Below are 11,499 nucleotides of genomic sequence, written 5' to 3' on the forward strand. Positions count from 1 at the left end.
TCTGTAGTAGCGGTCCTCTTGCGACAGGCCCGCGAACAGCCGTGACCCCGCGGGCGCCGTCACCGTGTTCCACCCCATGTGCGGCACCACGTCGGCCGTCAGCGGGGCGGCCGTGGCGGCCCCCGCGGTGGCGCCGGCGGCCGCGGGGGCCGGGGCGGCGGACTTGTCGAAGGAGACGCTGCCCGCGCGGCCGGTGCCGTTCACCGGGGCGGCCGGCTTGTCGTCCAGCACCGAGCGGATGTCGAGGGTGTCCCGCATCTCCTTGAGGCCCAGCGGGTCCTCCTCGCCGCCCATCAGCTGCTTGCGGACGAAGGTCTTCGGGTTGAGGTCCTCGAACTCGAAATCCTTGAAGTCCGGGCCCAGCTCGCTGCGGATGTCCTCCTTCGCGGTGTCCGCGAAGGACCGGATCTTCCGGACGAAGCCCATGGTGTCCTGGATCAGCTTCGGGAGCTTGTCCGGGCCGAAGATCACGATGGCCATGATGACCAGGGTCAGGATCTCCAGTGTGCCCACGTCGTTGAACACCCAAAGCTCCCTAGGCTCGCGACCGGTTCGGACAAACGCTCCTCACAGCGTAGTGGCCATCGGCGGGTCCATGACCCCCGGTGTGATGAAGCCGTGGTGAAGACCCGCCGATGTTCTCGGCCACCGTGGCCGGATGACGCCTATCTGTTCTCGTGGTGCAGACCGGCGACACCGGAACTCGGCGTGCGTTCCGGCAGGTCGTGCGGGGGCGTCGCACCCCGGGTGACCGCCACCGGGCGCAGCGGCAGGTCCGCCGCGGGGACCTGGGCGTTCATCGGGACCATGCCGCCCCGGCCGCCGGCCGGGCTGACCGTGGTGCCGTGCTGGTCGTCGCCCGGGCCGGCCACGTTGCCGACGCCGCCGAGCGTCACCGCGGCGACCGAGAAGGCGCCGGCCGCGGCGAAGACGAAGCGCCGGCCGCGCGGCGGGGCCGGCCGGACCACCGGGGCGATCGCGGCCGCGGCGGCCGCCAGCGGCTGCGGGCGGACCGGGGTGTCCGGGCGGGCCGAGCGGCGCCCGATCAGCGGGCGCAGCACCGAGCCGCGGCCGAAGGCCCGGGGGTCGACGCCGGGCACCGGGGTGTCGGCGCCGAGCGCTCCCGCGCCGAAGGAGGCCCCGGCGCCGCGGCCGAAGGAGCCGCCGTCCAGCCGGCTGCCGCCGAGCGTGCCGGCGGCGACGCCGCCGCCCGGAAGGTCGTCGTCGTCCCGGCGCGGCGGGTCGGTCCGCGGCTGCCCCTCGTCCTCCGGGAGCGCGCCGACCGCCATCAGCCGGGCCATCAGCCCGGAGGACGGGCCGGGCGTGCCGGTGCGGGTCAGCAGGTGTTTGACGGCGCGGCCCTCGTCGGCCTCGGCGAGACACTGGGGACAGGTCGCCAGGTGGGCCTGGACGCGCTCGCGCGAGTCGTGGCCGAGTTCGCCGTCGAGGAAGGCGGAGAGCCGCTCCCCGAGGTGGTGCTCCTCCGCGGCGGGCTCGACGGCCCGCACGGCGACGGCGCGCAGGGCCGGGTCGCCCGGGAGCCCCGGCCGCGGCGCGTCCGGCGTCACGGCACCGTCCTGGCCGCGGCGGACCAGTGCGGGCCAGCCGCCGCGGCGGGCGGCGGTGCGCCCGGGGACGTCCGGGTGGCCCGGTCCTGACCGGCCCGTTCCGCTCACGATCGCCTCCGTCCGCGCCCGCCCGGCGCGACCGCGGCCTCACCGGCGAGGGCTCCGACCGGCACCGGCTGCTCCTCGCCGCCGCCGCGGCGCTCACGGCCGGGGGCCGAGCCGGGGGCACGGTGCTTGAGCGCGGCGCGCAGGTGGGAGCGGCCGCGGTGGATGCGGCTGCGGACGGTGCCGAGCTTGACGCCCAGCGTCGCGGCGATCTCCTCGTAGGAGAGGCCCTCGATGTCGCAGAGCACCACGGCGGCACGGAACTCGGGCGCCAGGGTGTCCAGCGCGTGCTGGACGTCGGCGTCGAAGTGGGTGTCGCTGAAGTGCTGGGCCGGGCTGGGCTCGCGGGAGGCCAGGCGCTCGGCCGCGTCGTCGCCGAGCGCGTCGAAGCGGATGCGCTGGCGACGGCGGACCATGTCCAGGAACAGGTTGGTGGTGATCCGGTGCAGCCAGCCCTCGAACGTGCCGGGGGTGTAGGTCGACAGCGAGCGGAACACCCGGACGAAGACCTCCTGGGTGAGGTCCTCGGCGTCGTGCTGGTTGCCCGTCAGGCGGTAGGCGAGACGGTAGACGCGGGCGCTGTGTGCCTCGACGATCTCCTCCCACGTGGGAGGGGTCCAGGTCTGCGCGTCGGGGCCCTCGGCGAAGGTCGCGAGGGCGGGGGCCTCGGCGGTACCGGCTGCCGGCGCCTCGGGCGCGGGGGCCGGCTGGTCCAGGGTGGAGTGCGCAGGCTGGTTCATCACGGGCTTCGGCGTACGGACCGACGCGGTGCCGCGGGAGTGCCGCCGCACGGGGACGTCGCCCTCGGCCACACCTCCTCGGTCGGCTCTTCTGCCCAGCAGGGCCACCACCATATCCACCTCGCCCGTCAAGCCCGGATAAGAAGCGTCCGGGACCTCGCCCGGGACCGGCCGGCCGTCGAACCCGGCACCGGACCGTTCCCGGCGCCGCGCCCGGGCCCCGATGCGGAGCCCGGAGAAGCTTCCGGGGGGTGTCCGGGACGCCCCGTTCCCGCGGTCCCTGCTCCACCAACGGCCCGCCGCCGTACGCGGTTCCCGCCCGGCCAGTAATCTGTGGCAGGAAATATCGACATCCGTCGGCGCCGGGCCGCCACCCGGGGCTCCGAAAGAGGCAGCCATCAGCGAGTTCGGGCCCGCGCGTGCGGCTCTCGCCGACACCTACGTCGGCGAGGACGCGGTGCTGACCTACGCCCGGGCGCAGTCCGCGCGGACCGGGATCCGGGCGATCGGCCCCAGCGGCGGCGCCTGTCTGCGGCTGCTGGCGGCCGCGCTGGACGCCAAGGCGGTGGCCGAGATCGGCACCGGCACGGGCGTCTCCGGGGTCTACCTGCTGCGCGGCATGCGGCCGGACGGCGTGCTCACCACCGTCGACTCGGAGCCGGTGCGCCAGCAGCTGGCCAAGGAGGCGTACCAGGCGGCGGGGTTCGCGGCCAACCGCTCGCGGTTCATACCGGGCCGGGCACTGGACGTGCTGCCGCGGCTCGCGGACGGCCAGTACGACCTGGTGTTCTGCGACGGCGACCCGGCGGAGTCCGGGGAGTACCTGGCGGAGGCGCTGCGGCTGCTGCGGCCGGGCGGGATGGTCTGCTTCGAGGGCGTGTTCCAGGAGGGCCGGCTGGCCGAGCCCGAGCTGCGGGACCCACGGACGCAGTCCGTGCGGGACCTGGTCCGGGACGTCCGGGAGAGCGAGGCGCTGCTGCCCGCGCTGCTGCCGGTGTCGGACGGGCTGCTCTGTGCCGTGAAGCGCTGAGCCCCCCGCCCCGGCGCGGCGGGCGGGTCCGTGGGCCCGTTGCGGCCCGGTGCGCGCCGTTGCGGGCCCGGGAGGTCCGTGGGCCCGGTGCGGCCCGCGGGAGCGGGTACGGGAAAAGTACGGGGCCCGGGCCGACACGACGGTCGTACCCGGGCCCGCAGCACATCTCCAGGAGATGGCGAGCACCTGCTGCGGTCAGCCGCAGGCCTTCTTCAGGGCCTCGCCGAGGGCGTCGGCCTCGTCAGGCGTGAGCTCCACCACGAGGCGTCCGCCGCCTTCGAGCGGAACGCGCATGATGATGCCCCGCCCCTCTTTGGTGACTTCGAGCGGGCCGTCACCCGTCCGCGGCTTCATGGCCGCCATGCTCGTTCCCCTTCCTGCAACCGCTCAGCTACGCACCGGCAGTCCGTCCACCGCCGGTATCGAACGCATTGATCGGAAGCCATTATCCCGCATGCCACGGCCTGATGACCAACATCACTCTCGGCGCAACCTCGTCCGGACCGCCCCAATCCCTCACATTCTCCGGCATAAGCCCCGGCGCGGCGGCGGTCCGTACGCCACCGGAAGGTGCGATACCTCACACTCCCCAGGCGGCCGGGTGCTCCGGCATCCTGGCAGCCGGCGATCAGAGCCGATCACGAGCAAGGGAGCCCTCGCCCATGTCCGATTCCGTGCTGTACGAGCTGGACGGCGGCCTGGCCGTCATCACCGTCAACCGCCCCGAGGCGATGAACGCGCTCGACGTGGCGACCAAGGTGGCGCTGCGGGACACCGTGACCGAGGCCGCGGCGGACCCGGCGGTGCGGGCCGTGCTGCTGACCGGCGCGGGCGACCGGGCGTTCTGCGTCGGGCAGGACCTCAAGGAGCACCTGGGCCTGCTGAAGCGGGCCGAGGAGACCGGCGAGGGCGCGCTGCGGACCGTCGCCGAGCACTACAACCCGCTGGTGCGGGCGCTGGCCGGAATGCGCAAGCCGACCGTGGCCGCGGTCGGCGGGGTGGCGGCCGGCGCGGGGGCCTCGCTGGCCTTCGCCTGCGACTTCCGGATCGTCGCGGACACCGCCGGCTTCAACACCGCGTTCGCCGGGATCGCGCTGACCGCCGACTCCGGCGCCTCCTGGACGCTGCCGCGGCTGGTCGGGCACGCGAGGGCGACCGAGCTGCTGATGCTGCCGCGCACCGTGAAGGCGGCCGAGGCGATGGAGCTGGGCCTGGCCACCAAGGTCGTGCCGGCCGCCGAACTGGCCGCCACCGCACGGGTCTTCGCCAAGGAGCTGGCCGCGGGCCCGACGGTGGCCTACGGCGCGATCAAGGAGTCGCTGGCGTACGGCGCCTCGCACTCGCTGAGCGAGCTGCTCGACAAGGAGGACGAGCTGCAGACGCTGGCCGGCGCGAGCGAGGACCACCGGATCGCGGTCCGCGCCTTCATCGCCAAGGAGAAGCCGGAGTACCTCGGCCGGTAGCCGGGCCGGGACACCCCTGCGGACCACCCCTGCGGACCGCCCCTGCGGAGCCGTCGGCCCGGCTCCGTCCGCCCGGCGGGGCCGGCGCCGCGCCCGGTCAGCCCGCCCCGGCGGCGGACGGGCCGGCGACGGCGGACGGGCCGGCCGCCGCACCGGCCGCCGCACCGGCCGCCGTGCGGACGTGGCAGTCGGCCAGGTGGTCGTCGACCAGCCCGCAGGCCTGCATCAGCGCGTACGCGGTGGTCGGGCCGACGAACCGGAAGCCGGCCCGCTTCAGCGCCTTGGCCAGCGCCGTCGATCCCGGCGTGACGGCCGGCACCTCGCCCGGTGTGCGGGGCGCCGGCCGGTCGGGGTCCCCGGCGAAGCCCCAGATCAGCGCGTCCAGGCCGCCGTCGAGCTCACGGGCGGCCCGGGCGTTGGCGATCGACGCCTCGATCTTGGCCCGGTTGCGGATGATGCCGGTGTCGGCGAGCAGCCGCTCGACGTCGGCCTCGCCGAACTCGGCGACCTCGGCGATCGCGAACCCGGCGAACGCCGCCCGGAACCCCTCCCGGCGGCGCAGGATGGTGATCCAGGAGAGGCCGGACTGGAAGGCCTCCAGGCAGACCCGCTCGAACAGGGCGTCGTCGCCGTGCACCGCCCGGCCCCACTCGGTGTCGTGGTAGAGCCGGTAGTCGTCCGCCGAGTCGCCCCAGGCGCACCGGCGCAGCCCGTCCGCGCCGAGGACGGCGCCGCCGGGCTCGGGGCTCATTGTCCGGCCCCGGGACCGGCGTCCTCCGCGCCCCGGGCCGCGGGGGCCTTGCCGAGGGCGACGGCGGGCTCGACGACCCTGGCGAACTCCTCCAGGCCCGGCAGCGGTTCGGCGCCGGGCTCCGCGCCGCCGTCCGCCTCGACGGCGCCGCGCACCGTGTCCAGCGCCTCCAGCTCGGCGATCCGCGCGTCGCGCTGGGCCAGTTCGGCGCCCAGCCGGTCGAGCACGTCGTCCACCTCGTCCATCCGGTAGCCGCGCAGGGCCATCGGCAGGCGCAGTCCCTCGACGTCCTCCTGGCCCAGCGGACGGTCCTGCGGCAGCCGGGCGGAGATCCGGTCCTGCACGGCCTCCGGCAGCGAACCGCCGCCGCCAAGCGCCACCAGCGCGGCGCCGCCGACCACCACGGCCATCGCCACCACGATCACCCAGAACACGAGCGGTCCTCCCGACTTTCCGACTGGCCCCGGCAGGAGTGGGATCATGGTCCCGATGGGCCGGGGGGCCATCATCGCACCCGCAGCAGCTCAGGAGGAGACATCGGTGGCACTGCGCCTGGGACCACGGGAATTCGGTGACGACGAGCTGGTGATCATGGCGATCGTCAACCGCACCCCGGACTCGTTCTTCGACCGGGGCGCGACCTTCGCCGACGAGGCCGCGTTCGCCGCGGCCGACCGCGCGATGGCCGAGGGCGCCGCGATCCTCGACATCGGCGGGGTGAAGGCCGGGCCCGGCGACGAGGTGACCGTCGAGGAGGAGCTGCGGCGCACCGTTCCCTTCGTGGCGGAGCTGCGCAAGCGCCACCCGGAGGCCGTGATCAGCGTCGACACCTGGCGGCACGAGGTCGGCGAGGCGGTCTGCGAGGTGGGTGCCGACCTGCTGAACGACGCCTGGGGCGGGGTCGACCCGCGGCTGGCCGAGGTGGCCGCCCGGTACGGCGCCGGGCTGGTCTGCACCCACGCCGGCGGCGCCGAGCCGCGCACCCGGCCTCACCGGACCGGCTACGAGGACGTGATGGCGGACATCCTGCGGGTGACCGTCGGCCTGGCCGAGCGGGCGGTGGAGCTGGGCGTGCGGCGGGACGCGGTGGTCATCGACCCGGGGCACGACTTCGGGAAGAACACCCGGCACTCGCTGGAGGCGACCCGGCGGCTGCCGGAGATGACCGCGACCGGGTTCCCGGTGCTGGTGTCGCTGTCCAACAAGGACTTCGTCGGCGAGACCCTCGACCGGCCGGTGAACGAGCGGCTGCTCGGCACGCTGGCGACCACGGCGGTCTCCGCCTGGCTGGGTGCCCGGATCTACCGGGCGCACCAGGTGGCGGAGACCCGGCAGGTGCTGGACATGGTGGCCTCGATCCGCGGCACCCGCCCCCCGGCGGTCGCCCGCCGGGGGCTGGCGTGAGCCCCGCCGAAGGGCCCCGGGGCCTCTGCTTCGGACAGCCGGGCGCTAGATCTCGTTCGCCGGCCGGCGGGCGTCGGCGAGGATCTTCATGACCTCGTCGATCTCGTCGGTGACGTGGAACAGCTCCAGGTCGTGCGGGGCCGCCTTGCCCTGCGCGACCAGGGTGTCGCGCAGCCAGTCGACCAGCCCGCCCCAGTAGGCGCTGCCGAACAGGATCACCGGGAAGCGGGTGACCTTCTTCGTCTGCACCAGGGTGAGTGCCTCGAACAGCTCGTCCAGGGTGCCGAGGCCGCCGGGCAGGACGACGAACCCCTGCGCGTACTTCACGAACATCGTCTTGCGGACGAAGAAGTAGCGGAAGTTGAGCCCGAGGTCGACGAACTCGTTGAGCCCCTGCTCGAAGGGCAGCTCGATGCCGAGCCCGACGCTGAGCCCGCCCGCGTCCGAGGCGCCCCGGTTGGCCGCCTCCATCGCCCCCGGCCCGCCGCCGGTGATCACCGCGTAGCCGGCCTCCGCCAGCGCCCGGCCGATCGCCACGCCCGCCGCGTACTCGGGCGAGTCGACCGGGGTCCGGGCGGAGCCGAAGACGCTGACGGCGCGCGGGAGTTCGGCCAGGGCGCCGAAGCCCTCGACGAACTCCGAGGTGATCCGCAGCACCCGCCAGGGGTCGGTGTGCAGCCAGTCGGTCGGGCCGGTGGTGTCCAGCAGGCGCTGGTCCGTGGTGCTCTCGCCGACCTGGTCCCGGCGCACCAGCACCGGGCCCTTCTGCTTCTCGGGCCACGCCTTCTTCGGGGCCGACTCGCCCACCTGCTCGGGGCCGTGCCCGTAGTGCTTTTCGTCTCCGGTGCCTGTCATGACGAAACCCTACGCCCGCCCCTCCCCTTTTTCAGGCAACGGTGGAAGGTCGGTTGGGCAACCGGAAGGTGGCGTTCGCCCGCCGGCGGGACGACCGGGGCGGCCGGCCGTCCCGGGGCCGGCTCAGGCCGTCAGCCAGGCGCGCAGCCGCTCCTCGGTCTCGGCGATGGCGCTGAGCGAGCAGTGCTCGTCCCGCTTGTGCGCCATGTTCGGGTCTCCCGGGCCGTAGTTGACCGCCGGGACGCCGAGCGCACTGAACCGGGCCACGTCCGTCCAGCCGAACTTGGCGCGGGCGGTGCCGCCGGTCGCGGCGAGGAACGCCCGGGCCGCGGGCTGGTTGAGGCCGGGCAGGGCACCCGCGGCGAAGTCGGTCACCGTGAGCTCGAAACCGTCGAAGACCTCGCGCACGTGCTTCTCGGCGTCGGCCTCGTCGCGGTCGGGCGCGAAGCGGAAGTTGACCGTCACCACGCACTCGTCGGGGATGACGTTGCCGGCCACGCCGCCGTCGATGCGCACCGCGTTGAGGCCCTCGCGGTACTCCAGGCCGTCGATCTCCACGGTGCGTGCCCGGTACTCGGAGAGCCGGCGCAGCACCTCGGTGGCCTTGTGGATGGCGTTGTCGCCGAGCCAGCCGCGGGCCGAGTGGGCGCGCACGCCGGTGAGCCGGACCTGGGCGCGCAGGGTGCCCTGGCAGCCGCCCTCGACGACCGCGCCGCTGGGCTCCATGAGCACCGCGAAGTCGGCGGTCAGCCAGTCGGGGTGGGCCTGGGCGAGGTGGCCGAGGCCGTTGCGGTGGGCCTCCACCTCCTCGCAGTCGTAGAAGACGAAGGTGAGGTCCCGGTTGGGCTCGGGCAGGGTGGCGGCGAGCCGGAGCTGGACGGCGACGCCGGACTTCATGTCCGAGGTGCCGCAGCCGTACAGGAGGTCGCCCTCGACCCAGGACGGGACGTTGTCGGCGATCGGCACGGTGTCGATGTGGCCGGCGAGGACGACGCGCTCGGCGCGGCCGAGGTCGGTGCGGGCGACCACGTTGTTGCCGTACCGGTCGACGGTCAGGTGCGGGTGGAGCCGCAGGGCCGCCTCCACCGCGTCGGCGAGCGCCTGCTCGTCGCCGCTGACGGAGGGGAAGTCGACCAGCTGGGCGGTCAGCGCGCCGCCGTCGAGGGTGAGGTCCAGGGGCGTCTTCGGGCTGCTCATGGTTGCCCAGCGTAGTCCCGCCCACCGCCCCGGCAGCTCCCCCGGCGGTTCCCCCCGCGGTTCGCCCGGCCGCTCCCGTGCCCGGGCTCCAGGCCGCTCCAGGCCGTTCCCCGGCTGTGACGGCTCCGGGGCAACCGCACGTCACCGCACATCCGTCCGAGTGGGTACGGTGTCGGTTCGGAGTGCTCGGCGGAGAGGGGCGGCGGTGGCGGGGCGAGAGGGTGGCGGCGGGGACGGGGACGCGTCGCCGCGGCGGCGCCGCAGGCCGCTGCGGGCGGTGCTGATCGGTCTGCTGGTGCTGGCCGTGGTCGCGGTGACCCTGTTCTGGCTGCGCGACCAGAAGCTGCTGACCCCCGAGGGCTGCGCGGTGCGGACTCCGGCCGGGGAGGGGACCCTGGAGGTCCCGCAGGCGGCCAACGCGGCGACCATCGCCGCCGTGGCGCACGCCCGCGGCCTGCCGGACCGGGCGGTCACCATCTCGCTGGCGACCGCGATGCAGGAGTCGAAGATCCGCAACCTGACCGGCGGCGACCGAGACTCGGTGGGCCTGTTCCAGCAGCGCCCCTCGCAGGGCTGGGGCACCGTGCAGCAGATCATGGACCCGGTCTACGCGACCAACAAGTTCCTGGACGGCCTGGTGAAGGTGCCCGGCTACACCCGGCTGCCGCTGACCGACGCCGCCCAGCAGGTGCAGAAGAGCGGCTACCCGCAGGCGTACGCCAAGCACGAGACCAAGGCGACCCTGCTGGCCTCCGCCCTGACCGGCCGTGAGGCCGCCTCGCTGAACTGCGTGGTGCACGACTTCGCCCAGCCGGAGAGCGACGAGGAGGGCACCCCGTCCGCCGCCCCCGCAGCCGCCACGGGCACCGCCGGCGCGGCGGCCGCGTCCCGGCCGGACCGGGCCCAGGTGCTGAGCGACCGGGTGCGCCGCGAGTTCGGCCGCACGGTGACCCCGGCGACCGGCTACTCGTCCACCGTCAAGGGCGCGGAGAACGCCGTCTCGCTGACCCCGGACCCGACCGCGTCCACCGACGCCGGTCCGGACGCCGAGCGGCAGAGCGGCTGGGCGGTGGCGCACTGGGCGGTGACCCAGGCCCAGAAGCTGGGCATCGAGACGGTCGCGTACGACGGGCGGATCTGGCGCAGGGCGAAGTCCGAGGACGGCTGGAAGCCGCAGCCGACCGGGACCTCGACCAAGCTGGTGCTGGTCTCGCTGACCGCCCCCGCGAAGGGCTGAGACCGGCGCCCCCGGACGGTTGACGCACTGGTGTCCGGGTTGCCGCCGCCCGGGTGATTCGCGTCAACCGCGGTGGACGGGCGGCGGGCCGGGGCGGGCGGGGCGCAGAACCGTCACTCCCCTTGGCCCGGTACGGGCGGACGCCACCCGTCCGGCCCCGCGACGGCCTCCGGCGCGGTCGGACCGTCCGATGGTCGGACCGGCGTGTTCCTTGCAGCGACCGAAACCTTCTGGCTTCTCAAGCGGTAACAACGTCGTCCGCCCGGCGGACGGGACGGACCCAGACCCCTTCGAGGAGCCCCATGTCTCACCCCCTCACGCGCCGGATCGCCCAGGCCGCGCTGCTCGTCGCGGCCGGCGCGACCCCGCTGGTCGCGGCAGGCTCCGCGTCCGCCGCCGACGCCCTGCTTCCGAAGGGCGACCTCGCGGCGCCGCTCGGGCAGCTGACCAACACCGACGCGGGGTCCACCCTGCAGCACACCACCCACCAGCTGGGCCAGGCCGCCGGCGACACCGGCGCCGCCACCGTCGCCGCGGGCGTGCCGGCCACCGCCGACGCCACCGGCAACATCGTCGCCCAGCAGCTCCCCGAGGCGAACGAGAAGGCCAGCTCGCTGACGGCCCCGGTCGACCAGACCGCCGCCACCACCGGCCAGCTCGCCGGCGTCACCCCGCGGCTCACCAAGACCCTGGCCGGCAAGCTCGGCGAGGCCGTCACCGGGCACGCCGCCACCCCGCAGCGCAGCTCGCACGCCGGCGCGAACCCGATCGGCGGGCTGGCCCCGGCCGGCGCCGTCACCAACGCCGTCCCGGGGGCGAGCGGCCTCACCCAGGCCGTTCCCAGCACCGGTGCCGTCACCGACGCGCTGCCGCTCGGCTCGGTCACGCGCGCCCTGCCGGGCGGGCTGGCCTCCGCCTCCGGCCTGCCGGGCGCCGACGTGCTCGGCCTGGCCGAGCACGGTTCGGCCAACCGCCTGGGCGGCACCGACCTCGGCCCGAACAGCCCGCTGAACGGCCTCTCCGGCCTGACCAGCGCGCTCGGCCCGCTCGGCGGCCTGCTGGGCGGCGTCAACGGCGGCTCCATCAGCGGCCTGCCGATCGGCTGAGTCCGCGCACGGTACGGCGAGGGGCCGGCGCCCGATTCCGGAC

13 protein-coding genes are annotated in these 11,499 nt (G+C 75.1%); 5 read left to right on the forward strand and 8 right to left on the reverse strand.

What is annotated here, in order from left to right; all coding sequences use genetic code 11:
- From ACFCX4_RS28690 to sigE, 3 genes are all read right to left on the reverse strand, one after another.
- The coding region (locus tag ACFCX4_RS28690) for a sec-independent translocase (protein WP_376148445.1) at positions 1-525 on the reverse strand (525 nt) is incomplete at its 3' end.
- A 140-nt stretch (positions 526-665) separates the two neighbouring features.
- Positions 666-1,676 (reverse strand): zf-HC2 domain-containing protein, encoded by a 1,011-nt coding sequence (locus ACFCX4_RS28695; RefSeq protein ID WP_376148448.1) that lies wholly within the window; start codon positions 1,674-1,676, stop codon positions 666-668.
- The gene (gene sigE / locus ACFCX4_RS28700) at positions 1,673-2,413 is read right to left on the reverse strand and encodes an RNA polymerase sigma factor SigE (RefSeq protein ID WP_376148471.1); all 741 of its coding nucleotides are present in this window, start codon (positions 2,411-2,413) and stop codon (positions 1,673-1,675) included. Before sigE ends, ACFCX4_RS28695 begins: the two co-directional genes overlap by 4 nt.
- A gap of 397 nt (positions 2,414-2,810) precedes the next feature.
- Between sigE and ACFCX4_RS28705 the strand changes: the two genes are divergently transcribed.
- Positions 2,811-3,443, forward strand: coding sequence for an O-methyltransferase (locus ACFCX4_RS28705; protein ID WP_376148474.1), 633 nt, complete (start codon positions 2,811-2,813; stop codon positions 3,441-3,443).
- A gap of 195 nt (positions 3,444-3,638) precedes the next feature.
- On the opposite strand, the gene ACFCX4_RS28710 is transcribed toward ACFCX4_RS28705, so the two are convergent.
- The gene (locus tag ACFCX4_RS28710) at positions 3,639-3,806 is read right to left on the reverse strand and encodes a DUF3117 domain-containing protein (RefSeq protein WP_014137929.1); all 168 of its coding nucleotides are present in this window, start codon (positions 3,804-3,806) and stop codon (positions 3,639-3,641) included.
- Between the two features lie 299 nt (positions 3,807-4,105).
- On the opposite strand from ACFCX4_RS28710, the gene ACFCX4_RS28715 reads away from it, so the two are divergent.
- Positions 4,106-4,906 carry an enoyl-CoA hydratase-related protein gene (locus tag ACFCX4_RS28715; protein WP_376148451.1) on the forward strand — a complete coding sequence of 267 codons (801 nt, stop codon included), beginning with the start codon at positions 4,106-4,108 and terminating at the stop codon, positions 4,904-4,906.
- Positions 4,907-5,003: 97 nt separating this feature from the next.
- On the opposite strand, the gene ACFCX4_RS28720 is transcribed toward ACFCX4_RS28715, so the two are convergent.
- Both ACFCX4_RS28720 and ACFCX4_RS28725 read right to left on the reverse strand, forming a co-directional pair.
- On the reverse strand, positions 5,004-5,657 hold the full coding sequence (locus tag ACFCX4_RS28720; RefSeq protein WP_376148453.1) for a DNA-3-methyladenine glycosylase I: 654 nt from the start codon (positions 5,655-5,657) through the stop codon (positions 5,004-5,006).
- Positions 5,654-6,091 (reverse strand): DivIVA domain-containing protein, encoded by a 438-nt coding sequence (locus ACFCX4_RS28725; protein WP_376148456.1) that lies wholly within the window; start codon positions 6,089-6,091, stop codon positions 5,654-5,656. The genes ACFCX4_RS28720 and ACFCX4_RS28725 overlap by 4 nt, the downstream gene beginning before the upstream one ends.
- A gap of 55 nt (positions 6,092-6,146) precedes the next feature.
- On the opposite strand from ACFCX4_RS28725, the gene folP reads away from it, so the two are divergent.
- The gene (folP, locus tag ACFCX4_RS28730; RefSeq protein ID WP_376148477.1) at positions 6,147-7,061 is read left to right on the forward strand and encodes a dihydropteroate synthase; all 915 of its coding nucleotides are present in this window, start codon (positions 6,147-6,149) and stop codon (positions 7,059-7,061) included.
- A 45-nt stretch (positions 7,062-7,106) separates the two neighbouring features.
- Here the strand turns inward: folP and ACFCX4_RS28735 are convergent, their stop codons facing one another.
- Positions 7,107-7,916, reverse strand: coding sequence for a TIGR00730 family Rossman fold protein (locus ACFCX4_RS28735; protein WP_376148459.1), 810 nt, complete (start codon positions 7,914-7,916; stop codon positions 7,107-7,109).
- Positions 7,917-8,039: 123 nt separating this feature from the next.
- A complete protein-coding gene (gene dapE / locus ACFCX4_RS28740; RefSeq protein WP_376148462.1) occupies positions 8,040-9,113 on the reverse strand; it encodes a succinyl-diaminopimelate desuccinylase in 1,074 nt (357 codons plus the stop codon).
- A 205-nt stretch (positions 9,114-9,318) separates the two neighbouring features.
- Between dapE and ACFCX4_RS28745 the strand changes: the two genes are divergently transcribed.
- Positions 9,319-10,350, forward strand: coding sequence for a hypothetical protein (locus ACFCX4_RS28745; RefSeq protein WP_376148465.1), 1,032 nt, complete (start codon positions 9,319-9,321; stop codon positions 10,348-10,350).
- A 302-nt stretch (positions 10,351-10,652) separates the two neighbouring features.
- Positions 10,653-11,456, forward strand: a complete 804-nt coding sequence (locus ACFCX4_RS28750; protein WP_376148468.1) for a hypothetical protein — start codon at positions 10,653-10,655, stop codon at positions 11,454-11,456.
- The last annotated feature ends 43 nt before the right edge of the window (positions 11,457-11,499 follow it).

The sequence above is a fragment of the Kitasatospora sp. NPDC056327 genome (assembly GCF_042261735.1).
In the GTDB taxonomy this organism is placed as follows: domain Bacteria; phylum Actinomycetota; class Actinomycetes; order Streptomycetales; family Streptomycetaceae; genus Kitasatospora.